The 26,738-nt window shown below is 75.6% G+C and carries 9 protein-coding genes and 1 pseudogene; 4 read left to right on the forward strand and 6 right to left on the reverse strand.

The window, feature by feature from the left end; genetic code table 11:
* Nucleotides 1-40: 40 nt before the first annotated feature.
* Nucleotides 41-697 (forward strand): annotated as a pseudogene (locus XF36_RS30415) (response regulator transcription factor); the annotation flags it as partial.
* Here XF36_RS30415 and XF36_RS34095 read toward each other — a convergent pair.
* Nucleotides 607-1,659, reverse strand: coding sequence for a response regulator transcription factor (locus tag XF36_RS34095; protein ID WP_238589327.1), 1,053 nt, complete (start codon nucleotides 1,657-1,659; stop codon nucleotides 607-609). The pseudogene XF36_RS30415 and the gene XF36_RS34095 overlap by 91 nt on opposite strands.
* Between XF36_RS34095 and XF36_RS13595 the strand changes: the two genes are divergently transcribed.
* The 3 genes from XF36_RS13595 (at nucleotide 1,568) to XF36_RS13605 (ending at nucleotide 3,203) form a co-directional block, all read left to right on the forward strand.
* Nucleotides 1,568-1,936: a hypothetical protein gene (locus XF36_RS13595; RefSeq protein WP_145981358.1), complete on the forward strand. Its 369-nt coding sequence runs from the start codon at nucleotides 1,568-1,570 to the stop codon at nucleotides 1,934-1,936. The two genes, XF36_RS34095 and XF36_RS13595, sit on opposite strands and share 92 nt — an antisense overlap.
* Nucleotides 1,937-2,037: 101 nt before the next feature.
* Nucleotides 2,038-2,703: an NIPSNAP family protein gene (locus tag XF36_RS13600; RefSeq protein WP_060712271.1), complete on the forward strand. Its 666-nt coding sequence runs from the start codon at nucleotides 2,038-2,040 to the stop codon at nucleotides 2,701-2,703.
* Nucleotides 2,700-3,203, forward strand: a complete 504-nt coding sequence (locus XF36_RS13605; RefSeq protein ID WP_060712272.1) for a MarR family winged helix-turn-helix transcriptional regulator — start codon at nucleotides 2,700-2,702, stop codon at nucleotides 3,201-3,203. Before XF36_RS13600 ends, XF36_RS13605 begins: the two co-directional genes overlap by 4 nt.
* A 108-nt stretch (nucleotides 3,204-3,311) precedes the next feature.
* Here XF36_RS13605 and XF36_RS13610 read toward each other — a convergent pair whose 3' ends face one another.
* From XF36_RS13610 to XF36_RS13630, 5 genes are all read right to left on the reverse strand, one after another.
* Nucleotides 3,312-4,310 carry an ABC transporter substrate-binding protein gene (locus tag XF36_RS13610; protein ID WP_060712273.1) on the reverse strand — a complete coding sequence of 333 codons (999 nt, stop codon included), beginning with the start codon at nucleotides 4,308-4,310 and terminating at the stop codon, nucleotides 3,312-3,314.
* A gap of 90 nt (nucleotides 4,311-4,400) precedes the next feature.
* The gene (locus tag XF36_RS13615; RefSeq protein ID WP_060712274.1) at nucleotides 4,401-5,099 is read right to left on the reverse strand and encodes a formyltransferase family protein; all 699 of its coding nucleotides are present in this window, start codon (nucleotides 5,097-5,099) and stop codon (nucleotides 4,401-4,403) included.
* On the reverse strand, nucleotides 5,096-6,391 hold the full coding sequence (locus tag XF36_RS13620) for an MFS transporter (protein WP_060712275.1): 1,296 nt from the start codon (nucleotides 6,389-6,391) through the stop codon (nucleotides 5,096-5,098). The genes XF36_RS13615 and XF36_RS13620 overlap by 4 nt, the downstream gene beginning before the upstream one ends.
* Nucleotides 6,391-18,711 (reverse strand): non-ribosomal peptide synthetase, encoded by a 12,321-nt coding sequence (locus XF36_RS13625; protein WP_060712276.1) that lies wholly within the window; start codon nucleotides 18,709-18,711, stop codon nucleotides 6,391-6,393. The genes XF36_RS13620 and XF36_RS13625 overlap by 1 nt, the downstream gene beginning before the upstream one ends.
* Entirely contained in the window at nucleotides 18,708-26,636 is a 7,929-nt protein-coding gene (locus XF36_RS13630) for a non-ribosomal peptide synthetase (RefSeq protein WP_060712277.1), read from the reverse strand. Before XF36_RS13630 ends, XF36_RS13625 begins: the two co-directional genes overlap by 4 nt.
* Between the last annotated feature and the right edge of the window lie 102 nt (nucleotides 26,637-26,738).

Below are 26,738 nucleotides of genomic sequence, written 5' to 3' on the forward strand. Positions count from 1 at the left end.
CCCGGCAGTGGCGTGCCCGCTCGTGCGTCATGATGTCGACATGGCGCGGGCCCTGCTCATCGAGGACGACACATCGGTCGCCGAGGGTCTGCGGATCGCCTTGACCCACGTGGGACACGTCGTCGACTGCGCCGTGACCGGCTCCGAGGGCCTGGCCCGGGTCGCCGGGGGTGACCACGACGTCGTGGTGCTCGACCTGATGCTGCCCGACATCGACGGGTTCGAGGTGTGCCGGCGGTTGCGTGCCGCGGGGTCGATCCCGATCGTGATGCTGACCGCTCGTGACGACGACATCGACGTCGTGGCCGGTCTGGAGGCCGGTGCCGACGACTACGTCGTCAAGCCGGTCGCCGGTCGTGTGCTGGACGCCCGCATCCGGGCCGTTCTGCGACGGACGGCCGAGAGACCAGCCGTGATGAGCGACGGCCCACCGGAGATCGTGCGACAGGGTTCGCTCACGATCGACCGGCAGGCCCTGGTCGTCACCTCTCATGATCGCGTCGTGACGCTCACCCCGACGGAGCTGAAGCTGCTGCTCGAGCTCGCGGACGCGCCGGGCCGGGTGCTGAGCCGCCAGCAGCTGCTGTCGGCGGTCTGGGACCACAGCTACCTCGGCGACTCCCGGCTCGTCGACTCCTGCGTGCAGCGGCTGCGCGCGAAGATCGAGGACGCCCCCTCGTGCCCCGCTGTCGTGCAGCACCCTGGTCGCCGACAGCGGGTCCGCAGCTCGTGCGAGGCGTTCGCGGCGAAACGGCGCTGCTGGTCGTCGTGGCGCTGCAGCTGGGCGAGCATGTCGTCGAAGGTGTCGGCGAGCCGCCCGAGCTCGTCAACGTCCAGGTCATCGCCGACCCGGCCGGCCGCACGGGCCAACAGGTCTTCGGCGCTGACCACACCGCCGGCCTCGCCCGCCAGTACCTCGAGCACGGCGAACTGCTTGGGTGTGAGCGGCACGAGTCCGCCGTCGCGGTGGACCTCGTGCCGGTGGGTGTCCACCCGCAGGCCGCCGTACTCGTGCACCACGGGCAGGGCACGCGTCGACCGTCGGGCCAGGGCGCGCACGCGCAGCTGCAGCTCTCTCAGGACGAACGGCTCGGTGAGGTAGTCGTCGGCGCCGGCGCCGTCCTCCTTCTCCGCCAGGCCTCCTGCGGCGGTCACCATGATGATTCGCGGGCCGGGGCCGCGGTGCCCGATCCGGCGGGCGATCTCGTCCCCGTCCGGGCCGGGCACGTCACGGTCGAGGACCGCGACATCGTAGTCGTTGAGCCCCAGCAGGTCGAGCGCCTCGTAGCCGTCCGCGGCGACGTCGACGACGGCGGAGTCGGAACTCAGCCCGACCGCATGGCCTCCCGGATGTCCTGGTCGTCCTCGACGACGAGTACCCGCACGATCCCTCCCCCGGCTCGCTGGACCGTCCAGACTAGGAACCAGCACCGTCCGGCGTCGCTTACGGTCTCGCAACGCCGCGGAGCCGAGGGTGGTGGACGTGACTCCGACGACCGCACACGCACCGACCGTCCCGACCCATCGTCCCGCGCACTCCAGGGGCGCGTCGATGATGGTGCTACCCGTGCTGACGGCCGTGCTCGGATGTGGTTGGGGTGCACTGTCGGCCAGCGCCCGGCTCGCCGAGTTCGGCTCGATCGTCGCGGTGACCGACACCTGGTGGTCATGGGCCGCGGTCCTCGGGCTCTCGGCGATGGTGTCCCGCAGGTTCAGCACCAACCTGATGTCGGTGCTCGTCTGCGGCATCGTGGCCGTCAGCACCTACTACCTCCTGAAAGCGCACTGGATGATCGGGGTCTCCTCGCGCCACCGCGACTTCTGGCAGTACCTGCAGACAGACTCCTGGGAGAAGTGGACGCTGCTGGTACTCGTCTTCGCCGTACCGGCGGCCGTCGTCGGGACCGCCGTGGGCCGGCTTCTCCGGCTCCCCTGACCCAGCGGGTCGACACCGCCCGGCCTCGTCGACGGCGACAACATAGGCTCCTAACATGTAGGTTCCTACTGTTCTGTCTCGGCAACCGGAAGGGCCACCCCATGACCGAGCCGGTTCCGATCACGGGCGAGGACCTCGATCCTGCGTCCCGCGCAGTCCGCTACGAGTACACGACGCTGCGCTTCAGGCTGACCGACGCCGACGCCGCGCTCGCCGGGGTCGAGCCGTGGGTCACCGCATCCGACGCCCACGGCGAGTTCCTCGGCTGCTGGTACGCCGAACACGGACCGGTCGGCCGGGCCTATGTCCTCCGGTCCTTCGACGACGATGCCGAGCTGGCCGCCGAGCGCGCACGCGCCGCCGCGTCCCGCCACCCCTTCGGCGCCGGCGACCACCTCACCGACCTCTCGATGGCCGGCTTCGCCCCGTTCCCGTTCGTGCCCCGCGTCCGACCCGGCCGGTTCGGTCGCATCTACGAGATCCGCGACTACCACCTCGTACCCGGTGGCCTGCCCGCCACCATCGACGGCTGGCGCCAGCGGCTCCCCGGCCGCCACCTCGTGGACCCGATCACGGTGGTGATGTACGCACTCGACGGGCCCGCCCGCATCGTGCACATCTGGCCGTTCGACAGCCTCGACCAGCGGGTCGAGGTCCGCCGCGACCTCGTCGCGACCCACCGCTGGCCCCCGCCGGGAGGTCCGGAGCACATCATCGAGGCCGACTCGATCATGGCCTGGCCCGCTGCGTTCTCGCCGCTCGCGTGAGCGGCAGTGCTCCCGAGCCCGCCGGGTTCGGCGAGTTCCGCACGGCCTCCGGCGAGCTGTTCGCCCGCATGCGGCAGGTCCGCGCTGCCCTGGCCCGGAGCTGCGACCCGTCGCTGACCCTGGCCCAGCTGCACCTCGTCGAAGAGCTCGACTCCAGTGGCGCACTGTCGGTCGGCGAGCTCGCCGCCCGCGCCGCCGTGTCCTCCCCCACCGTCACCGGGATGCTCACGACGTTGGAACGCAACGGCATCGTCGACCGTCGACGCAGCCCCCACGACCAACGGCGGGTCGAGGTCACGCTCACCGACCGGGGCCGCTCGATCGTCCGGGAGCAGCAGCATCGACTGAGCGCGCGTCAACGCCAGACCTTCGACCGCCTGAGCCCGACCGAGCGCCGCGAGACCGTCGACACCATGCGCAGGCTCACCGAGCTGCTCGGCCGGCTGGATCCACCGCCCCCACCGCCTGGGTATGGGCGGCGTTCGAGCCCACCTCCCTGATTCACGGATTTCCGGTGCTCCCCGCCGTGGTGACCTCCGTACCGGCCGCGAGCACGCCGGCCCGCAGCAGCGCGGCTCGGACGCCGGGCGGCTGCGGGCCGGTTCCGGTCAGCCCGTCGCGGCGCCGACCTTCTTGAGGACGTCGAGCTGACGGTCGATGGTCCAGGGGATGTTGAGGACCGTCGGGTAGTTCTCGGCGACACCACCGGCCTCGTCGGACTCGAAGTAGCGCTGCTGCTTCACGACGTCGAGGTTGGCGAACAGCGGGTCGGCGAAGAGCTGGGAGCGCAGGTCGGCGTTGGCGAACGACAGCGACAGGTAGTCGACGTCGAGCAGGCCGATCTGTTCGGCCGACAGCGACCGGTTCATCACGTTCGCGGCGATCTCCGGGTCGATCCGCAGCCCGAGCGCGGCGTAGACCTGGGGCATGGTGGTCGTGGAGTCGGTGGGGACGACGAACGTGCCACGCTCGTAGTAGTAGGCGGTGGCGTAGGTCTTCCCCTGCAGGCCGGGGATGGCCGCGGACGTGTCGGAGATCTTCTTCTCGACGCCCTGGACCACACGGGCGACGTCGGCCTCCTTGCCGACGGCCTTCCCGATCAGCGCCGCGTTGTCCTGCCAGGTGTCCTTGTTCCACCCCTTCTGGTACACGACGGTCGGCGCGATCTGGCTGAGCTGCGGGTAGAACTTGTCGATCGTGCTCAGGTTCGTCGCCAGGATGAGGTCCGGCTGCAGCGCAGCGATCTTCTCAAGGTTGACCTCCTGGGACGGCTCGACCACCACCTCGCTGCCCGCGAAGTCGACCTTGCCCTCCTCCCAGGGGTACGGCCTGCCGGGGGTGACGGCATTCTCGTTGTGCCCGACGGTGGTGATCCCGATCTGGCTCAGCAGGTCCTGCTCGTAGCTGAGCGCCACGATCCGGGTGGGTGCCGCCGAGATCGTGGCCTCGCCCAGCGCGTGGGTGATGGTGACCGGGAACGTCCCGGAGGACTGACCGGCGGGAGGCTGGTCGCCGCCCTGCTCCGAGGCGCCGCCACAGGCGGTGAGCGCGAGCACTGCCAAGATCGCGAGCAGCGCGCCGCCGACGATCCTCCTGGTTCCGTGCATGTCCGTCCTCTCCCGTTCAGTGTTTAGGGCAACCTAAGTCAGGAGCGGACTGTGAACGAGCATCGCCATGTCCCGGATTCATCACGTTCGTCACGTCCCGTCCGCGCCCCAGGCCTGCGCGGCCTCGGGCCAGACGTCGGCGAAGAACCCGAGCTCGGTCGCCCGGTCGTACCGCGGGTGGTCGCGCATATCGGCGATCGCGCGGGCCTCGGCGAGGCCGTAGTAGCCGGGCACCCCGTCGGGCCGGTACGGCGTCGGTCCGGAGCCGGCAACCACCGCGTCGAGGTGCTCGGTGAACACCTCGTGCGCGGCGTCGACGAGGTCGATCATCACGTCCTCGAAGACGGCGTCGTCGTCGACCGGGAACCGGGACTCGGCGAGCACCGGCCCGGTGTCGATCCCGGCCTCGATCTCGTGCAGGGTCGCCGCGAACTCCTGCTCGCCGTGCAGGATCGCGTACGCCACCGTCGCGAGCGGCAGCCCCCGGTAACCGGGGAGCGGCCCGCCGTGCACGTTCAGCAGCCGCAGACCCGAGCCGAGCAGGCCGTCGCGCAGCAGGAACGGGTTGTCGAGCGACCACAGGAGCCCGTCGGAACACCGGGCCGTGAGGTCACCGGCCAGCGCGTCGAGCGCGGCGCCGTCAGCGACCTCGTGCACGACGACCTGGGGCGGCACCCCGACGGTAGCGGCGCTGCGCGGACCGTGGCAGACCGCGTCGACGGTGTGCCCGCGGTCCAGCGCGTACCGGACGGCCCGCCACAGCAGTGCCCCGTCCCCGACGAAGATCATGCGACTCGCTCCTCGACCGACTCCCGGGTGGCGCGGCGCAGCGGGCGCAGCAGGACCCCCGCCAGGAGCGCGACCACCGTCATCACGGCGTTGTAGACCCACAGGGCGTCGGCGTCGCCGACGATCCCCCCGACCGTCCCGGCGACGACGGCGCCGATCGCGGCACCACCCATCGCCTGGGCGGAGAACAGGCTGTTGACCCGCCCGAGCAGCCCGTCGGGGGTGCGCAGCTGCAGCAGGGCGTAGCGCAGCACCTCCTCGACCGCGTTGACCGCGCCGGCCGCGACGAGCGCCACGAGCGTCAGCCACAGCGCGGGGGCGGCACCGGCCAGCGCGTAGAGGGCGAAGCACCCGACCATCAGCACGAGCAGCAGCAGCCCGGGCCGTGGGTGGCGCCGGACCCAGCCGCTGGCCAGCGAGCCCACCACGACCCCGAACGCGAGCGCGGCGTAGATCGCGCCGACGGCGACCGGGAGACCGTCGAAGCGGGCCGCGACCAGCGCCGGGACCAGCACGATCGAGCCGCCGCCGAGCATGCCCACCACCCCGGCGGCCATCACCCCGAGCACCACGGGCTCGCCCAGGACGAACCGGCCACCGGTGCGCAGCGCGCGCAGCGGTCCCTCCACGGCGTCCGGGGCCGTCCCGTCCGCGAGGTGCTCCTCCGCGGTGTCCGCGGTTCCCGCGACCCGGCCGTGGCCCGGCGGCGGGGTGACGGCGAGCAGCACCCAGGTGAGCGCGGCGGCCGCCGCACCCGCGGCGTAGTTCCAGGCGGCGGAGCCGACGGCGAAGGCGAGGCCGCCGAGGACCGGGGCCAGCACCGACCCCAGCCGCAGCGACACGGTGTTGAGCGCGCCGACCGCATGCAGCTTGGAACGGTCCACGATGGACGGCATCACGGCGAGCATCGCGGTGATGCAGACCGATCCGGACAGCCCGTTCGTGGCGACGAACAGCGCGGTCAGCGCGGTCGACTCCCACACGGCGGCGTTGACGGCGAGCAGCGCGAACGAGATCCCGCTCAGCGCCCAGGTGATGCGGATGAGCCGCCAGCGGTCGGTGCGGTCGGCGAGCACCCCGCCGCCGAGGAACCCGATCAGGAACGCGACCGACTCAGCGGCGGACACGAGCCCGACGGTCGGTGTGGACCCGGTGCGGGTGTAGACCTCCAGCGGCACGGTCACCGCGACGACGCCGACCCCGAACAGCAGGATCGTGCGCCCGACGAACAGGTTCCGGAAGGTCCGGTCCTCGCGCAGCGGGCTGAGGTCGAGCAGGATCCCGGCGGCCATCAGATCTCCTCCCGGGTGGTGCGCGCCCAGCTCTCGAGGGTCTCGGTCCAGCGGTGCGCGACCCGGTCGACGGCGTCGTCGTCGAGCACCCCGCGGGCGTGGGTGAAGCCGGCCTCCAGTTCGGGCCCGTCCGGGGTCTCGCGGGCGAGCACGTCGACCACGAGTGCGTGCCCGGACCGGACGCCGCCGGGCGCACCGACCTGGACCGCCGCGGTCTCGGGTGCGGCGGAGAAGGCGTCGTCGCGCGGCGGTGGGCCTGCGGCGATCCGGCCGAGGTAGTTCAGCTCGACCTCGGCACCGGACGGCGGCAGGGCCTGCCCGCTCCCGGCGGCGAAGCGGAGCAGGCCGTGGCCCACGCCGCCGTCGCCGAACTCGCCTTGGGGGCCGGCGACCCGCCGGACGGCGTCGACCGGGTCGGGGCCGGCGGGGCCGACCGGGACCGGGGCGACGACGGTGAACCAGCCGACGGTGCGTGCGGGGTCGCACCGGCCGTCGGGGGCCTCGGGGTCGGCCAGGTCGTCGAGGCGCCCGTGGCTCTCTGTGTCGACCAGCACGGGCCCGCCGGGACGGAGCTCCTGCAGGGCCTCGCCGAGTGCGGCGAGCAGCACGCCGTCCGGTCCGGCGCCGCTGCGGCGCGGCAGGTCGACGAGCAGCGCCGCGCCGAGCCGGGCAGGGAGGGTGACGTTCGTCCGGCGCTCCCCCGCGACGACGTCGTGCGCGGCGCGGGGGCGGCGCAGCGGCAGCGGTGCCGCCTCGGCGACGCGGCGGGCCCACCCGTCGCGTTCAGAGCGGACCTCGGGGGACGCGGCGTGTTCGGCGAGCCGCCGCGACCACCGGGCGAAGGTGGTGCGTTCCGGGGGCGCGGGGGTGCCGGTGCCGCCGGGGCCCCAGGCGGCGATGTCCGCGACGAGCAGCCGCCAGGACACGCCGTCGACGGCCAGGTGGTGCGCGGCGACGACGAGGCGCCCGGGTGTCCGGGGTCCGCGGTCGAGCCACACCAGGCGCAGCATCCCACCGGGAGCGGCGTCGAGCTGGTCGCGGGCGGCGACGGTCGCGGCGGTCAGCGCTGCCGCCAGCTCGTCGTCGCCGAGAGCGGTCGCGTCGACCCGACGGGTGTGGGACGCGGGGTCGAGGGTCCCTGCCGGGGCGACGACGAGGTGCTCCCAGCGGCCGTCGTCACCGGTCACGAGGGCGGCCCGGAAGGTCGGGTGGGTGTCGAGCAGCCGCCCGGCCAGACCGGTGAGGTCGTCGGCGGTGAACCAGACCGGGGTCCGCACCAGGGTGGCCTGGTGGTAGCCGGTGATCGGCCCGCCGAGCTCCCCGAGCCGGCGCATGACCGGCGTGAGCTCGATCCGGTCGGCCGAGACGGTGTCCGCGGGAACGGTGTCGGCCGGCGCGGCGTCGGCGGCCGCCGGTGCCCTCCTGTCCGGTCCGGAGCCCGGTCCGTCGTTCGTCCCGGTGTGGTCGGGAAGGTCGGGGACGTCGCCGAGTGCCGCGGCGAGGCCGGACACGGTGGGGTGCGCCAGCACGTCGCGGACCCGCAGGGACAGTCCGGCGGCGCGGGCGCGGTCGGCGATCCCGATCGCGGACAGGCTGTCGCCGCCGAGGCCGAAGAAGTCGTCGTCGACGCCGACCGTGTGCACCCCGAGGACCTCGGCGAGGATGCGACAGAGGGTCCGTTCGACCGGGGTGTGCGGGGCGCGGCTGCGGGCGGTGGCGAGCGGCGCCGGTTCGGGCAGCGCGGCGGTGTCGAGCTTGCCGTTGACCGTCAGCGGCAGGGCCGCGACGACCGACCACAGCGTGGGCACGAGGTAGTCGGGCAGCAGCCGGGCCGCGGTGTCGCGCACGGCGACGGGGTCGAGCGGGGTGTCCCCGGAGGCCGGGACGAGGTGGGCGGCCAGCCGCTTCGGGCCGGTCGCGGTGTCGTGCGCGACGACGGCGACCTGCCCGACGCCGTCGACGGCGGCCAGCACCGTCTCGATCTCCCCCGGCTCCACCCGGTAGCCCCGGATCTTGAGCTGGTCGTCGCTGCGCCCCAGGAAGTCCAGGTTCCCGTCGCCGCGGCGCCGCACCAGGTCACCCGTGCGGTACATCCGCTCCCCCGAGGTCCACGGGTCGGCCACGAACCGTTCGGCGGTGAGGTCCGGCCGGCCGAGGTAGCCGCGGGCCAGGCCGATCCCGGCGACGTACAGCTCGCCGGCGACACCGTCGGGCACCGGCCGCAGCCACGGGTCGAGCACGACCGCGCGGGTGTTGGTAATGGGCCGCCCGACCGTCGAGGTCGCGCTGTCGTCGGTGCCCGCGCCGAGGGTGTTGATCGTGTACTCGGTCGGGCCGTAGAGGTTGTAACCCCAGGTGCCCTCGGTGTCACGCAACCGCGACCACACCGACTCCGGCACCGCCTCACCACCCAGCAACACCAACGGCGGCACGTGCGGGCCGTCGAGCAGACCAGCCGCGAACAGGTGGTGGGCATAGGTCGGGGTCACGTTCACCACGTCGACCCGGTGCTCACCGCAGTACTCCACGAGCCGCTCCGCATCACGACGCAGCTCCTCGTCACACACGTGCACCTCATGCCCCTCGACCAGCCAGAGCAGCTCCTCCCACGACATGTCGAACGCGAACGACACCGTGTGCGCGACCCGCAACACCCGACCACCCGCCGCCTCGATCGTCGGAGCGAAGATCTCCCGACGGTGGTTGACCTGCATGTTCGTCAACCCGCGGTAGGGGGTCACGACCCCCTTGGGGCGCCCGGTCGACCCCGACGTGAAGATCACGTACGCGGGGTGGTCCAGCCGGCCGGGGGCGCCGGGGACGAACGACCCCAGCTCCTCGTCGGTCAGCGGAGTGTCCGGGACACCGTCGAACAGACCCGCCTCGTCCAGACGCACCTGCGGCGCACCCGGGTCGAAGCGCGCCGCGACAGTGGAATCGGTCACCAGCAACGCCGCACCCGACGCGGCGAGAATCTCCGCCAGCCGCTCGTCGGGATGGTCCAGCTCCAACGGCACATAGGCCGCACCCGCACGCAGCACCGCGAACAACGCCACCACGTTGCCCACCGAACGCGGCAGACCCAACGCCACGACCGACTCCGGGCCGACCCCCCGGCGCAGCAGGACCCGGGCCAGCGCGGTGACCCGCGTGTCCAGCTCGGCGAAGCTCACCCGCTCCCCCGCCGCGACCAGCGCCGTCCGCCCCGGACAGGCCGCCGCCCGCTCCGCGAGCAGCTCCGCGATCGTCACGTCCGGCACCTCCGTCGCGGCGGTGCGGGCCCGCTCGGCGGCGAGCGCGCGGTCGGCGGGGGCGAGCACGTCGAGCGTGCCGACCCGGGTGGCCGGGTCCCCGACGAGGCCGCGCAGCACCGTGACGAACCGGTCGGCGATGCGGGCGACGGTGTCGGCGTCGAACAGGTCGACGGCGTACTCGACGACCCCGGTCAGCAGGTCCGGTGCATCGTGGAAGTTGAACGACGCGTCGAACTTCGCGGTGCCGGTGTCGACGTGGTGCGTGCTCACCTCGACGCCGTCGAGCCTCGGGTGCACGACGTCGGTCTCACCGGACAGGCAGACCAGCATCACCTGGAACAGCGGGCTCCGTCCCGGTGCCCGCGGCGGCCCGACGGCGCCGACGACGTCGGCGAACGGGACGTCGGCGTGGTCGTAGGCGGTCAGGTCCGCGGCCCTGGCCGCGTCGAGCAGCTCGCCGACGGCGAGGTCGCCGCGGGCGTCCAGACGCAGCGCGAGGGTGTTGAGGAAGTAGCCGACGGCGTCGGTGAGCGACGGGTCGAACCGGGTGGAGATGGGGGTGCCCACCACGGTGTCCGAGCCGTCGCCGCCGGAGCGGTGCCGGGCCAGCAGCACGGCGAGGGCGGCGTGCAGCACCATGAAGGTGGTGACGCCGCGCTCGCGGGCGACCCGGTGCACCGCGCGGGTGAGCTCGGGGCCGATCTCGACCCGCGCGACGCCACCGGCCCCGGTCGGTGTGGCCGGCCGCGGGCGGTCCGCGGGCAGCGTGCACTCCGGTGGGGCGCCGTCCAGGACGCGGCGCCAGTGGTCGAGCTGGGTCGCGGCCGAGGTGGCGGCGCCGTCGGCCAGGCACGCGGCCTGCCAGTCGACGAAGTCGGCGTACTGCACCGGCGCCGGCTCGGGTGCGCCGCGGCCCGCGCGGCGGTCGGCGTAGGCGCGTTCGAGGTCGCGGACCAGCGGGCGCCACGACCACTCGTCGGTGGCGATGTGGTGCAGGGTCAGGACGAGGACGTGGTCGGCCGGGTCCAGCTCCAGCAGGACCGCCCGCAGCGGCGGCTGCGCGGTGAGGTCGAACGGGTGGGTAGCGGCGGCGGCGATCCGCTCGTCGAGGGTCTCCGGAGTGACCCGCTCGTGCAGCACGGCCGCGCGCACCCGGTCGCGGTCGACGACGACGCCGGCCGGGCCGCCGTCGCCATCGGTGTTGCCGTCGGTGTAGACGGTGCGCAGCACCTCGTGCCGCACCGCCAGGTCGGCGACGGCGTCGGCGAGGGCTGCGGTGTCGAGCGGGCCGCGCAGGCGGAGCACGTTCGGCACGTCGTAGACGGCATCCGGGCCGGACACCCGGTGCAGGGCCCACATCTGGCGCTGCCCGGCGGACAGCGACCGTGCGCGGCCCGTGCGGGCGGCCGGGCGCAGCGCCGGGCGGCCCGCCGGGCCACCACGCCCGGTCAGCTCGGCGAGCCCGGCGACCGTGGAGTGGTCGAACACGTCGCGGACGCTGACGTCGCCGCCGAGCTCGTGGACCAGCCGCAGGGCGAGCAGCGAGTGGCCGCCGAGGGCGAAGAAGTCGTCGTCGGCACCGACCCTGTCCACACCGAGCACGGTGCGGAACGCGGCGGCGACCGCCTCCTCCGCCGGTCCGGCGGGGGCGCGGCCCCCGGCCGAGGACAGCTGCGGGGCGGGCAGCGCACGGCGGTCGAGCTTGCCGTTCAGGGTGAGCGGAACGGTGTCGAGCACGGTGACGACGGCGGGGACCATGTAGCCGGGCAGCAGACCGGCGAGCTCCTCGCGCAGCCGGGCACCGTCGGTGCGCGGGGCGGCCGTGCCGGCGGGGGCGACGACGTAGGCGACGAGCTGGGTGCCGCCGGGGCCGTCCCAGGGCAGGACGACCGCGCGGCCGACACCGGGCAGGCCGAGCAGGGCGGCCTCGACCTCGCCGGGCTCCACCCGGAACCCACGGATCTTGACCTGGTCGTCGGCGCGGCCGGCGAACTCGAGCTCGCCGCCGGGGCCGCGGCGGGCCAGGTCACCGGAGCGGTAGAGACGTCCGCCCCCGGCGTCGGCGACGAACCGGGACGCGGTCAGGCCGGGCCGGTCCAGGTAGCCCTGGGCGAGCTGGCCGCCGCGGACGTAGACCTCACCGACGACGCCGTCGGGCACCGGGCGCAGGCGGTGGTCGAGCAGCTCGACGTCGAGACCGTCGAGCGGGACGCCGACCGGGCTGACCCCCGCGTCGGCGTCGGCGCGGCGCAGCGCGCGGAACGTGGTGTGCACGCAGGTCTCGGTGATCCCGTACATGTTGACCAGCCGGGGCGCGTCCTCGGGATGGCGCGCGTACCAGCGGCGCAGCCGCCGGGTCTCCAGCGCCTCCCCGGCGAACACGACGTAGCGCAGCGCGTCGCCCGCGCCGGCGGGCTCGGCCTCGGCGAGCTGGTCGAACGCCGAGGGGGTCTGGCTCAGCACCGTGACCCGTTCGGTGTGCAGCAGCGCCCAGAACGCCTCCGGGGAGCGGACGGTCTCCTGGTCGGGCACGACGAGGCGGGCGCCGTGGGCGAGCGCGCCCCACATCTCGAACACCGACACGTCGAAGGCGATCGAGTGGAACAGCGACCAGGCGTCGTCGGCGGACAGGTCGTAGTGCCGGTCGGCGGCGGCGACGAGGTCGAGGACCGCGGTGTGCGGCACCTCGACGCCCTTCGGGCGGCCGGTCGAGCCGGAGGTGTAGATGACGTAGGCCGGCTGGGCGGGCGGGACCGCGACGGGTGCGAGCGGCGCCGCGTCCCGGGTGGTGTCCGGGTCGTCCAGCACGACCAGGTCGACGTCGCCGGGCAGGGCCCGGGTGGCGTCGGTGACGACGGCGCAGCGTGGCCGCGCGTCGGACACGATCAGCGCGGTGCGCTCGGCGGGGGCGCTGACGTCGAGCGGCACGTAGGTGGCGCCGGCACGCAGGACCCCGAGCACCGCGACGACCATCGCGGCGGAACGGGGGACGGCGATCGCGACCCGGTCCCCGGGGCGGACCCCGCGTGCGGCGAGCAGTCCGGCCAGGCGGGCGGCGCGGTCGGCGAGCTCGTCGTAGCGCAGGCGCTCGTCGGCGACGACGGCGGTCGCGCCGCCGCGCGCGGTGGCGACCTCGTCGAACAGTGAGGCGAGGGTGCCGCTGCCCGCCCGGGGCGGGACCGGCAGCGCCCGCGCTCCGCGGTCCCCGCTCGGCAGCGCCGCGAGGCGCCGGTCCGGGTCGGCGACGACGGTGGCCAGCACCGCGCGGAGCCGCTCGACGACGGCGCCGACCTCCTGCTCGGTGAACAGGTCGGTGGCGTACTCGACGGCGCCGTGGATCACCGGCCCGTCGCCGGCGCGCTCGAAGAACTGGAGGGTGGCGTCGAACTTGGCGGTGCCGGTCCCGACCCACCGGGGCTCGACGTCGAGGCCGTCGAGCACCAGATCGCCCGCGTCGTCCTCGACCCGCAGGTACACCATCTCGACCTGGAACAGGGGGTGCCGGGCGGAGGAGCGCTCGGGGTTGACGCGCTCGACGACCTGGTCGAACGGCACGGTCTGGTGGGCCATCGCGTCGAGGGCGGTGTCGCGGGCCCGGCCGAGCAGCTCGGTGAACGACGGGTCGCCGGTGAGGTCCAGGCGCAGCGCGACGGTGTTGACGAAGAAGCCGAGGACGTCGGCGAGCGCGTCGTCGTCGCGTTCGGAGACCGGGGCGCCGACGACGGTGTCCGGGCCGGCGCCGTGCAGGTCGAGCAGGGTCGCGACGGCGGCGTGGAACAGCATGAACATCGAGACCCGGTGCGCCGCGGCGAGGCGCTGGAGGCCTGCGGTGAGCTCGGTGTCGAGGGTGAACCGCACCTCCGCGCCGGCCCCGGTGCGCGTCTCGGGGCGGCCGTGCCGCAGCGGGAGGGTGCACTCGGTGGGCACGCCGTCGAGGACGCGGGCCCAGTGGTCGAGTTCGGTCGCCGCGAGCGAACCGGCGTCGCGGGCGTCGCCGAGGCGTTCGGCCTGCCACCCGGTGAAGTCGGCGTAGCGGACCGGCAGCGGCGCGAACCCGGGGGCGTGTCCGGCGGCGCGGGCGGCGTAGGCGGTGCCGAGGTCGCGCACCAGCGCGCGGAACGACCAGTCGTCGACGGCGATGTGGTGCACCACGAGCACGACGAGGTGGCGGTCGGCGGCGGTGCGCACCACGTGCAGCCGCAGCGGGGACTCGGCGTCGAGCGCGAACGGGGTCCGGACGAGGTCGACCAGGAGGTCCGGCACCTGGTCGTCGCCTGCTCCGGTGCGGTCGTGGACCTCGGTGCGCGGCGCGGTGCCGGGAAGTACGCGCTGGACGAGCCGGCCGTCGACGTCGTGGTAGGTGGTGCGCAGGATGTCGTGCCGGGTCGCGAGGTCGTCGACGGCCGTGCGCAGCGCGGCGACGTCGAGCGGGCCCTCGACCTGCCAGGTGCGTGGGATGAGGTAGGTGGCGGACGGTCCGGCGAGCTGCTCGTGCGCCCACATCCGGACCTGGCCGGACGAGGCGGGTGCCTCGGTGGTGCCGTCGACGTCCTGGCGGGGCCGGGCGGCGACCTCGGCCAGGGTGTGCCCGGCGTCGCCGGTGGTCTCGGTCTCGCTCGCCGGGGCGGGGTCTGCCGGTTCGGGATCTGCGGTGCCATCGGCCGCGGCCGCGGGGGCACCGTCGCCGAGGTGCTCGGCGAGGCGGGCGACGGTGCGGGCCTCGAAGACGTGTCGAGGGCGGATCCGCAGCCCGGCCTTGCGGGCGCGGTTCGCGGTGGTCAGCGCGGAGATGCTGTCGCCGCCGAGGGTGAAGAAGTCCTCGTCGACGCCGACCGAGTCCACCCCCAGGACCTCGGCGACGATCCGGCAGAGGGTGTGCTCGGTCGGGGTGGCCGGTCCGCGGCTGCGGGCGGTGGCGAGCGGCGCCGGTTCGGGCAGCGCGCCGGTGTCGAGCTTGCCGTTCACGGTCAGCGGCAGGGCGGCGACGACCGACCACACGGTGGGGACCATGTAGTCGGGCAGGGCGCGGGCGGCGGCGTCGCGGGCGGTCCGCGGGTCGGCCGCCGGGCCGACGAGGTAGGCGGCGAGGCGGCGCTGTCCGGGGACCTCGGCGTGCTCGCGGGCGACGACCGCGACCTGGTCGACGCCGTCGGCGGCGGCCAGCACCGTCTCGATCTCCCCCGGCTCCACCCGGTAGCCCCGGATCTTGAGCTGGTCGTCGCTGCGGCCGAGGAAGTCGAGGTTGCCGTCCGGGCGGCGCCGGACCAGGTCACCGGTGCGGTACATCCGGCCGCCCGGGATCCTGGGGTCCGCGACGAACCGCTCCGCGGTCAGGGCAGGACGGCCGAGGTAGCCGCGGGCCAGGCCGGCGCCGGCGATGTACAGCTCGCCGACGACGCCGTCGGGCACGGGGCGCAGCCAGCCGTCGAGGACGTGGGCGGTGGTGTTGGTGATGGGGGTGCCGACGGTGGACGTCGGGCTGTCGGTGGTGCCCGCGCCGAGGGTGTTGATCGTGTACTCGGTCGGGCCGTAGAGGTTGTAACCCCAGGTGCCCTCGGTGTCACGCAACCGCGACCACACCGACTCCGGCACCGCCTCACCACCCAGCAACACCAACGGCGGCACGTGCGGGCCGTCGAGCAGACCAGCCGCGAACAGGTGGTGGGCATAGGTCGGGGTCACGTTCACCACGTCGACCCGGTGCTCACCGCAGTACTCCACGAGCCGCTCCGCATCACGACGCAGCTCCTCGTCACACACGTGCACCTCATGCCCCTCGACCAGCCAGAGCAGCTCCTCCCACGACATGTCGAACGCGAACGACACCGTGTGCGCGACCCGCAACACCCGACCACCCGCCGCCTCGATCGTCGGAGCGAAGATCTCCCGACGGTGGTTGACCTGCATGTTCGTCAACCCGCGGTAGGGGGTCACGACCCCCTTGGGGCGCCCGGTCGACCCCGACGTGAAGATCACGTACGCGGGGTGGTCCAGCCGGCCGGGGGTGCCGGGTGCGGAGGTCCCGAGCTCGTCGTCGGTGAGTGGCGCGGTGGCGATCCCGTCGAACAGACCGGGTTCGTCGAGCCGGACCTGCGGCACGTCGCCGTCGAAGCGATCGGCGACCGAGGTGGTCGTCACCAGCAGCCGTGCCCCGGACTCCGGGAGGATCGCGGCGAGCCGGTCGTCGGGGTGGTCGAGCTCCAGCGGCACGTAGGCGGCTCCGGCGCGCAGCACCGCGAACAGCGCGACGACGTTGCCGACCGAGCGGGGCAGCCCGAGTGCGACGACGGTCTCGGCGGTGGAGCCGCGGGCCCGCAGCACGCGGGCGAGCGCGTTGACCCGCGCGTCCAGCTCGGCGAAGCTCACCCGCTCCCCCGCCGCGACCAGGGCGGTCCGCTCCGGACAGGTCGCCGCTCGCTCCGCGAGCAGCTCGGCGATCGTCACGTCCGGCACGTCGACCGCGCTGGCGGCGGCCCGCGCGGCGCGGGCCTCCTGCTCGGCGGGGGTCTGCAGGTCGACCGCGCCGGCCGGTGTGCCGGCGGTGGTGACCGCGCGCAGGGCCTGCACGAAGCGGTCGAGCAGTCGCTGCGCGGTCGCGGTGTCGACGAGATCGGGGCGGTGCTCGAGCCGGACGACGATCCGCGGTCCGGGGGTGAGCACCCAGGTGAGCGGGAAGTGGGTGTGGTCGGAGTAGTCCATCGCCGTGACGGCGTTGTCGCGGGCGAAGCCGGTGAAGGTGTCGGCGTCGAGGAAGTTCTGGAGCACGTAGAGGCTGTCGAACAGGTCCCCGTCGCGGCCGGCGAGGACGTCACCGAGGCCGGCGTGGTCGTGCGGCATCAGGCCGGCCCGGTCGTCCTGCAGCCGGCGGGCGTGGTCGAGCAGGTCGCGCCGGGGATCCAGGCCCAGGCGTACCGCGACGGTGTTGAGGAAGACGCCGACGGTGTCCTCCAGGCCGTCGCCGTCGGCCGGGCGGCCGGAGACGGTCGCGCCGAACACGACGTCGGTCCGGCCGGTCTCGGCGCCCAGGACGAGGGCGAGCGCGGTCTGCGCGAGTGCGTTGAGGGTGACGCCGCCGCGACGGGCGGCCGCCTCCAGCCGGCCGGTCAGGGCGGCGGGGAGCTCGGCGTGCAGCACCTCGGGGACGACGAGCTCGCGTCCGCGCGCGCCGTCGGTGACCAGGGTGGGCTCGACCCCGTCGAGGTAGGTGCGCCAGGCGGCGAGGTCCGCGTCGCGGTCGGCGGCGGCGAGCGCGGCGAGGTGCTCGGCGAACGACCGGCGCGGCCGCTGCGGCACGCCGCCCCGGTACAGGGTGAACAGGTCGCCGAGGACCCGGGAGCGTGACCAGCCGTCCCACAGCAGCAGGTGGTAGGTCAGCACCAGCACGTCGTCGTCGGGGGTCCGGACGACGGTCAGGCGCAGCAGCGGCGGGTCGGTGAGGGAGAACCGGACCTCGGCGTCGCGGGCCAGGACGGCGGCGAGCGCGGCCTCCGGGTCCTCGTCCGCACGCAGGTCGACCTCGGTGACCTCCACCGGGTGCTCGGCGCACCAGAACTGCACGGGCCCGGCGGCGGTGTCCCCGGTGAAGCCGGCACGGACCGCGGGGTGCACGGCGCCGAGCCGGGCTGCGGCGGCCCGCATCCGGTCCAGGTCGATCCGGTCGGCGACCCGGAAGGTGTTCTGCGCGTAGTAGACGTCGCGCTCGGCGTCCATGACGCTCTGCACGTACATCCCGGCCTGCAGTGGGGACAGCGGCAGCACCGCCCGCACCGGGGCGGGCGCCGACGCGGCCAGCGCGGCGAACTCGGCCGGGTCCGGTGCCACGGCGGTGGCGACCAGCTCGTGCGCGGCCCCGGCGAGCGCGGCGGCGACGGCCTCGGCCACCCGGCCGGCGTCCTCGCCGATCCCGCCGCGGACGACCACGGTCGTGGCGTCGACGTGCTCCACCAGGTCGACGACGAGCCCCACCTGTCCGAGCTCGTCGGGGAGTGCGGTGTCCCCGTGGACCCGCACGGCGTCGGCCCAGTCGATCGGCAGGACCGCGTCGGGCTCGGGGTGGCGCCGCAGCAGCACCGTGGCCCCACCCAGCGGGGCCAGCTCCCGGGCGCCGCGGGCGTCGAGGAAGCGGTGGTGGTCGAACCCGGGGTGTGGTCCGGCCGGGGCGCGGGTCACTCCGGCCGGGGTGACGCGCACCGGCTCGGTGCCGGCGAGCGGGACGACGGCGCGGTCGAGGTCGGCGCCCAGGTCGGGCCGGGTGCCGTCCTGGACGTCGACGACGAGCTCGTCGGCGGCGTGCCCGGTGTCGCGCAGGGCGGCGGCCAGCGCGACGACCGCGACGTCGACGACGGTGGCGCCGTCCGCGGCGGGGCTGCCCGGGCGGGCCGTGGCGACCGCGCGGCCGGGGGCGCCCCCGGCGGACGGGGCCCCGCCCGGGGCGAGGATCCCGGTCCAGGAGCGGACGACCTCCGCCGACGGTGCGGGGCGGGCCGCGAGGGCCTCGGCGCAGTCGTCGGGCCCGGTGCCGGTCGGGGGTCGAGAGCCCGCCGGGTCGGAGTAGGCAGCGGCCAGGTCCTCGGCCAGCAGCACGACGCCCCGGTCGTCCGCGGCGATCTCGTGGACCACGAGCAGGACCGCGTCGCCGCTGCCCTGTGTGTCGCCCGCTGTGCTGTCCTCTCTGCCACCGCGCAGCAGCGCGATGCGGATGAGGTCACCGGCGAACGGGTCCAGCTCCTCCGCCAGGGCGGCGAGCGCCGCACCCGGGTCGTCGGCCGGGGCCGCGGCGAGCCCGGCCCGGCGCGGGCCGCCGGTCTCCAGGACCCAGACCGAGGGCGCCAGCTCCTCGACCCGCGCGCTGAGCCACGGGTGGCGGTCCCGCACCTGCTCCCAGGCCGCACGGAGCCGGTCGGGGTCGACGGCGCCGCGGTGGCGCAGCAGCAGACCGCGGACCCGGCCGGGCCCGCCCTCGGGCGACTCCTCGGCCAGGCGGGCCACCGACGGCAGCAGCGCCAGCTCCCGCAGCTCGGCACCGGCCTCGGCGTGAGTGTGTGCGGTCTCGGGCGGGCGGGTCATGCCGATCCTCCGGACGTGTCCGCGGCTGCGGGGTCGTTCACGATGTCGATCAGTGCTTCGGCCCAGTGCCGGGCCAGGAGGTCCAGGTCGTCGGCGTCCAGCACGGCGCCCGGGGCGGTGAGTGCGACGTGCAGCTGCGGGCCACGGGGCCCGCGGCACACCATCGCCTCGATCTCGCAGGTGTGCGGCACCTCCAGGTCGGGGCCCTGCTCGGTGCGCGCGGCGATGCGCCGCGGGTCGTCCGGCCCCACGACCGCGGACACGCCGTCCATCCGGCCGAGGTAGTTGACCAGGACCGGCGGGGTGCCGAGCGCGGCCAGGCGGGGGCCGGTCTGCGGGTGTAGGTAGCGCAGCAGCCCGAACCCGATCCCGGTCGCGGCCGGGCCACCGAGCCGGTCGCGGACGTCCTGCAACAGGGCCGCGGCGCCCTCCCGGCGGACCAGGTGCACCGGGAACAGCGCGGTGAACCAGCCGACGGTCCGCGACAGGTCGACGCCCGGCGCCAGCTCCTCACGCCCGTGCCGCTCCAGGTCGACGACGAGGTCGTCGCGGCCCTGCGGGGACCAGCGGTGCCACGCCTCGACCGTCGCCGCGAGGCTCAGCTCGGTGCCGTTCCAGGGCGACCGCAGCAGGCGGTCCGTCACGTCGGCGGGGAGCACCCGGGTCGCCGTCCGGGTCGCGCTGCGGGTCGCCCGCCGGGCGCCGGTGTCGGCGTCGGTGCCGGCGTCGGGAACGACCGGGGTGGCCGCGGCGAGCACCTGCTGCCAGTGCCGGTACTCGGCCAGCGTCGCGCGGTCGGCCGCGCGCTCGCCGAGCAGCCGGCCGTACTCGGCGAGCGAGGTGACCGGCGGGGCGAGCCGCACCGCGCGGCCCGCGGCGGCGGCCGTCCACGCCTCGTCGAGGTCGTCGAGCAGGATGTGCCAGGACACCCCGTCGACAGCCACGTGGTGCGCGACCAGCAGGAGCAGGTCCGGCTCGTCGCCGTCGACGGTGAACAGCACGGCCTGCAGCACCGACCCGGCCTCCGGGTCCAGCCGGGCGGTCGCGGCGGCCGACTCCTCGGCCAGCACCCGTCGCCCGTCCGGGCCGTGCGGGTCGGGCAGCGCCACCTCGTGCACGCACCCGTCCACCGCGACCTCGGCGGCGGGGCGCACGTGCATCTCCCGCAGTCCCTCGGTGACCCGCAGCCGCAGCGCCTCGTGGGTCGCGACGAGTGCGGCCACCGCGGTCCGCAGCGCCGCGACCGACCGGCCCGGGCCGACCTCGACCAGCACGGACTGGTTGTGCCTGCGGTGCGACCCTGACAGCTCGGCGAGCCGCTGCACGATCGGGAACGGCGGCACCTCGGCGGCGCCGTCGGTCGCCCGGGTGTCCCCCGCCGGGCGGGCCACCTCGGCCAGGGCAGCCGGTGTCCGCTCGCGGAACACGTCCTGAGGACCGAGCACCAGCCCGGACCGGCGGATCCGGTTCACCAGCCGGATGGCCAGGATGCTGTCCCCGCCGACGGCGAAGAAGTCGTCGTCCGGGCCCGCCGCCGTCCCCAGGACGGCGGCGAACGCCTCCAGGACGGTGGCCTCCTCCGGTCCGGCGGCGGCCCGGGCGCCGGGGGCCGGCGCGGCGTCGCCGGGGGCGGGCAGTGCCGCACGATCGAGCTTGCCGTTGACCGTCAGCGGCAGCCGGTCGAGCACGACCAGCGCGGAGGGGACCATGTACGCGGGGAGCCGTTCAGCCAGCCGCGACCGCAGCGCGACCGGGTCGGGCCGCGCCCCCGGGCCGGGGACGACGTAGCCGGCGAGGCTGCGGTGCGGGGTTCCGTCGGACTCGACGGTACGGACGGTGACCACCGCCGAGGCGACCCCGGGCAGCTCGCGCAGGGCGGCCTCGACCTCGCCGAGCTCGATCCGGTAGCCGCGGATCTTGACCTGCTCGTCGGCCCGGCCGGTGAACTCCAGCGTGCCGTCGGGGCGCCGTCGGGCCAGGTCACCGGACCGGTACAGCCGGGTGCCCGGGGGGCCGTCGGGGTCGGCGACGAAGCGGGTCGCGGTCAGCCCGGGCAGGCCGGCGTAGCCCTGGGCGAGCTGCGGACCGGCGACGTAGATCTCGGCGACGGTGCCGGACGGGGCCGGGCGCAGCCGGTGGTCCAGCAGCCGCACCTCCAGGCCGGCGAGCGGCCCACCGACCGGGCTGACCGGACGGGCGCAGTCCTCCGGCCCGATCTCCCGGTAGGTGGTGTGCACGCAGGTCTCGGTGATTCCGTAGAGGTTCGCGAGCACCGGGCTCCCGGCCGGGTGGCGGTCGAACCAGCCGCGCAGCAGGCGCGGATCGAGCGCCTCCCCGCCGAAGACGACGTAGCGCAGGCTCCGCGCCGGCGGGCGGGCGCCGCCCCGCGCCGGGGGCTCGGCCGCGGCGAACGGGTGGAACGCCGACGGCGTCAGGCTCAGCACCGACACCTCCTGCTCGGCGACGAGACTCCACAGGTGCTCGGGCGAGCGTGCGGTCGCGGGGTCGACGACCACGACGGCGCCGCCGGTGGCCAGCGCACCCCACAGCTCGAAGACGGAGAAGTCGAACGCCACCGAGTGGAACAGCGTCCAGGTGTCGTCCGGGCCGACCGTCATCTCCCCCTGCGGCCCGACGGTCGCGGCCAGCATGGCCAGGACCGCCGTGTGGGAGACCTCCACGCCCTTGGGGCGGCCGGTGGAGCCGGAGGTGTAGATGACGTAGGCCGGGGTCGACGGGTCGACCGCGACGGGCCGTTCGAGTCGCCCGGCACCGGCGGTGTCGGGCGTGTCGGCGGTGTCGACGTGGAGCACCTCGACGCCCGCGTCGGTGACCGTGGACGGCGAGTCCGCTCCGGCGAGGACCAGGCGTGGCCGGGCGTCGTCGAGGATCGTCGTGGTCCGCGCCGAGGAGGCGTCGACGTCGAGCGGGACGTAGGCCGCCCCGGCCCGCAGCACGGCCAGCACCGCCACGACCATGTCCGCACCGCGCGGCAGACCCACCGCGACGCGGTCGCCGGGTCCGGTCCCGCGGGCGACGAGCGCCCCGGCGAGCCGGGCCACCCGCTCCTCCAGCGCGGCGTAGTCGATGCGTTCCTCTCCCGCGACCAGTGCGGTCGCCGTCGGGTGCCGTTCCGCGGTCGCGGCGAGCAGCTCGCCGAGGGTCGCGGCCGGGCCGAGGGCCACGGCCGGGGGCCGGGCGACGGCGGGGGCGCCGAACCCGCGCAGCGCGGACAGCGGCACGTCGGGCTTGTCGACGAAGCGGCGCAGCACGGCCACCAGCCGGTCCAGCGCCGCCTGCACGGTGGCCGGGTCGTAGAGGTCGAGGGCGTACTCGACGACGACCCGCATCCGGCGGTCGTCGGCGGCGGTCTCGAAGAAGGCGAACGTCAGGTCGAACTTCGCGGTCCCGGTCCCGACCCACCGGGTCGCGGTGCCCGCGCCGGCCAGCTCCAGCTCGCTGACCGCGGTGTCGGTGCGCAGGTACACCAGCTCGACCTGGAACAGCGGGTGGCGTCCGGAGCGCTCCGGTGCCAGACGCTCGACGACCTGGGGGAACGCGACGTCCGAGCGGCCCATCGCGGCCAGGTCGGCGGTGCGGACCCGGTCCAGCACCTCGGCCGGGGTCGGGTCGCCATCGAGGTCGACCCGCAGGGCCAGGGTGCTGAGCAGGAACCCGACGACGTCCTCGGTGCCGGCGTCGCGACGCCCGGACACCGGGCTGCCGATCACCACCGCGTTCCCGGCGCCGTCACCCGGGCCGCGGTCGGCGTCGACCGAGGCGTCCAGCAGCACCGCGAGCGCGGCGTGCAGCAGCATGAACATGCTGACCCGGTGCCGGTCGGCGGCCGCGCCCAGCGCCGCGACGAGGTCCGGGTCGAGCTCGCCGACCAGTTCCGCCCCGCGCCCCGAGGGGCGCTCCGGCCGCGGACGGTCGCCGGGCAACGTGGTCTCGGCGGGGGCACCGGCGAGCGTCCGCTCCCAGAAGTCGAGCTGCTCGCGGGCGAGCGGGGTGGGCTCCGTCGGGCTCCCGACGGTGTCCGCCTGCCAGGCCGCGACGTCGGAGTACCGCGGCTCCGGCTCGGTGAACCCCGGGTCGCGCCCGGCGGCCCGCGCCGCGTAGGCCGTCCCCAGGTCGGCGAGCAGGGTGCGGTAGGACCACTCGTCGACGGCGATGTGGTGGCACACCACGGTGAGCAGGTGCCGGTCGTCGTCGACGCGGACGACGTCGGCCCGGATCGGGGCCTCCCGCTCCAGGTCGAAGCGGTGGCGCACGAGCCGGGTCAGGAGCTCGTCGGGGTCGCGGCCGGCGAGGTCGCACCAGCCGACCGGCGCACGGAGTGCACCGGGGGGATGGACGACCGCCTGCACGTCGGTGCCGCCCACAGTGTCGCTCCCGATGTCGATCCCGGCGCCGCCCTCGGTGTCGTTCCCGGGTTCACCGGCGGTGCCGCCGTCGCGGTAGGTCGTGCGCAGGATCTCGTGCCGGGCAACGACGTCGGCCAGCGCGGCGCGCAGTGCCCCGACGTCGAACGGGCCGGTGACCGTCCAGGCCCGGGGCACGTTGTAGGTCGCGGCCGGCCCCTCCAGCCGGTACAGCGTCCACATCTGACGCTGCGCGGGCGCGACGGCGGTGGGTGCGCCGTCCGGGCGGCGCACGGGCGCCCCCACGGCCGTGACCGCGGCAGCGGTCCCGGCCGGCGTCGCGCGGTCCACCACGACCCGCAGCCGCGCCACCGTGGGCGCGGCGAACACCTCGGGCACGGCGAGGGCGGCGCCGCAGCGCTCCCGGATCCGGTTGACCAGGCGCAGGGCGGACAGCGAGTGGCCGCCGCGGGCGAAGAAGTCGTCGTCGACGCCGACAGCGCCGTCGTCGAGCCCGAGCACCTCGGCGAACAGGCCGCACAGCTCGCGCTCCCGGTCGTCGCGGGGTGCCCGCCCGGCGGTGACCACCGGTACGGGCAGGGCCCGCCGGTCGAGCTTCCCGCCGGGGGTGTGCGGCAGCTCGGGCAGCGCGACGAGCACCGACGGCAGGAACGCCGCCGGCAGCCGCTGCGCCAGCAGCGCCCGGAGCGCATCGGTGTCCGGGTCAGTGTCCGGGTCGGTGTCCCCGTCCGCGGCGGGCACCAGGTACCCGACCAGCGCGGGACCATCCGGTGTGGACCGCGCGACGACCGCGGCGTCGGCGACGCCGGGCAGCTCGCGGATCGCGGCCTCGACCTCACCCGGCTCGACCCGCACCCCGCGCACGGTGACCTGGTCGTCGACCCGGCCGAGGAGCCGGAACCGGCCGTCGGGCAGCCGCACCGCCAGGTCACCGGTGCGGTAGAGCCGCGCACCGGACCCGTGGGGGTCGGCGACGAACCGCGCCGCGGTCTCCCCCGGGCGCCGGGCGTAGCCGCGCGCCAGCTGGATCCCGCCGACGTAGACCTCACCGGCGACGCCGTCGGGCACCGGCCCGAGGAACCGGTCCAGCAGCCGGACGGTCGTGGCCGGGACGGGTCGTCCCGCGGTGAACCGCCCGTCGTCGGCGGGGTCGACGGGGCCGGCCAGGACGTCGCCGGCGACCTCGGAGGAGCCGTAGGAGTTGACGATCTCGGCGCTGGGGGCCCAGCGGCGGGCCGCGGCCACGACCTGCGCGGTCAGCGGCTCACCGGAGCAGACCAGCCTGCTCAGCAGGTCCGGGCCGGGCGCACCGGTCGCCGCCAGGGCCGCCACCAGGGACGGCACCGCGGTGAGCTGGGCCGTGCCGGACCCGGCGACGTGCTCGGCGAGCGCCGCGGGGTCCCCCGCGGTGGCGTCGTCGGCCGGTACGACGCGAGCGCCGCCGGCGACCGCGGCGAGGAGCTCGGTGAGCCCGTCGATGAACGACACCGAGCTCTTCACGAGCCGGGTGTCGCCCGGCCGCACCGGCCACTCCGCGGCGGCCCAGCCGAGGCGGTGGGCCAGCGCCCCGTGGGTGCCGAGCACGCCCTTCGGCCTCCCGGTCGACCCGGAGGTGTGGATCAGGTAGGCGGCCGCTGCGGGGTCGGGCTCGGGGAACGGCGCGATCGGAGCGGCGGCGCCGTGCAGCGACGGCGGACCGAGGACCACGGCCCCGTCCGGGAGCTCGACCGGCGGGGCGTCGCCGGTCACCACGACGGCCGGAGCGGCGTCGTCGAGGACCAGGCGCAGGCGCGGCGCCGGGTAGGTCGGGTCGAGCGGGACGAGCAGGCCACCGGCCCGCAGCACGGCGAGCAGCGCGACGACGAGCTCCGCCGAGCGGGGCAGCAGCACTGCCACCGGGGTCTCGGCCGCGACGCCGGCCGTGCGGAGCCGGTCGGCGAACGCGTCGACCGCGGCGTCCAGGCCCGCGTAGTCCAGCTCCCGGCCGTCGTGGACGAGCGCGGGGGCGCCGGGCGCCGCGTCCGCGCGGCGGCGCAGCAGCTCCGCGGGGGACCCGCCGGGCACCGAGGTCGGCGCCGGGCTCGCCAGCGGGGTCGGCAGCGGGGTCGGCAGCGGGGTCGGCACCGTGCCGGGGGCTGCCGCCGGGCCGGCCAGGAGCGTCGTGATCGGCGTGGCCGGGCGGGCGGTGGAGAGCACCCGCTCGATGCGGTCGAGCACCGCCGCAACGACCGCATCGTCCAGACGCGCGACCGTGTGCACGGCCTCGACCCGCAGGGCGTCGTCGTCGGCGAAGAACTCCAGCACGAGCGGCTGCGCGGCGGCGCCCGGGTCGGTGCGGGTCACCGTCGTCCCGGCACCGGGCAGGTGCGGCCCCGTCCCGCCCCGTGGGACGAGGTCGACGGTGACGTCGGCCAGGTCGGCCGGACCGCCGCCCGAGCGGGATCCGAGGGCGGCGACCAGCGCGTCGTAGGGCACGGCGTGTCGGCGCGCCCACCCGGCGTCGGCGGCGACCCGGGCGACGAGGTCGGAGACCGTGTCCCCGGCGTGCACCGTCGTGGGTACGACGACGAGGTCGGCGAGGTTCCCCACCACCTCGTCGGCGCGCTCGGCGTCCCGCTCGGAGACCACGGTCCCGATACGGATCCGCGGGTCGGGCCCGATCGGGGCGAGCGCGGCGGCCGTCGCGGCGAGCAGCACGGTGTAGGGGGTCACGCCGAGCTCGCGCGCGAGCCGGCGGGCCCCGGCTGCGGCATCGGCGGACAGGTCGCGGTCGGTGCGGCGGGCCGCCTCGGCCGGCGCGCCGGGGTCGGCGGGCGGCTGGTGGACGAACGGCCCCGGCACCTCCTCGGCCAGCGCCTCGCGCCACGGGGTGAGGTCCGGGGCGTCCGACGCGCCGTCGGGGGCGAACCGGCCGGGGCCCGGTGCGGGCGGCCCGTCGAGCGGTGTCCCGGCACGGGCGGCGGCGTAGGACCGCTCCAGGTCCCGGGCGACGACGGCGAACGTCGGCCCGTCCCAGGCGACGTGATGGGTCGTGAGCAGGACGGTGAGCCGGGAGGCGGACTCGCGGAGCAGATCGAGGCGCAGCGGCGGCTCGACGGCCAGGTCGAACGGCCGCCGGACCCGCTCGCGCGCGACCTCCTCGATCCTGGCGGCACGGGCGTCGTCGTCGAGCCGGGTCAGGTCGGTGACGACGACGGGTTCCTCCGGCGCCGGGTGCACCCGCTGCGTCGGTGCCGTGTCGTCCCCGGTCCCGCCGTGGAAGGTGGAGCGCAGCACCGGGTGCCGTGCCACCAGGTGACGCAGCGCCGCCACCAGCGCCGGCTCCGACACCTCGCCCTCGACGGTGAGCCGCACACCGAGGTTGTCCGCCACGCCGTCCGGGTGGACCTGCTGACGCAGCCAGGCCCGTCGCTGGCCGGGGGTGAGGCCGAACTCGGTCCGGCCGTCGTCGGCGGCGGGCTCGTCGCGGTCGCGCTGCAGGCCGGCCTCAGCCAGGCGACGGGCGATGAGCTCGCGTCGACGGTCGTCGAGTGTGGTCATGAGATGCGGTCCTCCGGTACGGCGGCGGTGCTGGTGGACACGGTGTCGTCGGCGCGGGCCGGGTCAGGGGTCACCGTGGACGCCCTCGGCCCGCGCCTCCTG

The organism is Pseudonocardia sp. HH130629-09 (assembly GCF_001294645.1).
Lineage (GTDB): Bacteria > Actinomycetota > Actinomycetes > Mycobacteriales > Pseudonocardiaceae > Pseudonocardia.

What these genes read in the sequence shown, in the direction of transcription:
- XF36_RS13615 (WP_060712274.1), bottom strand. Translation starts at nt 5,099, where the DNA reads ATGATCTTCGTCGGGGACGGGGCACTGCTGTGGCGGGCCGTCCGGTAC.
- XF36_RS13630 (WP_060712277.1), bottom strand. Translation starts at nt 26,636, where the DNA reads ATGACCACACTCGACGACCGTCGACGCGAGCTCATCGCCCGTCGCCTG.
- XF36_RS13600 (WP_060712271.1), top strand. Translation starts at nt 2,038, where the DNA reads ATGACCGAGCCGGTTCCGATCACGGGCGAGGACCTCGATCCTGCGTCC.
- XF36_RS13620 (WP_060712275.1), bottom strand. Translation starts at nt 6,391, where the DNA reads ATGGCCGCCGGGATCCTGCTCGACCTCAGCCCGCTGCGCGAGGACCGG.
- XF36_RS13625 (WP_060712276.1), bottom strand. Translation starts at nt 18,711, where the DNA reads ATGACCCGCCCGCCCGAGACCGCACACACTCACGCCGAGGCCGGTGCC.
- XF36_RS13610 (WP_060712273.1), bottom strand. Translation starts at nt 4,310, where the DNA reads ATGCACGGAACCAGGAGGATCGTCGGCGGCGCGCTGCTCGCGATCTTG.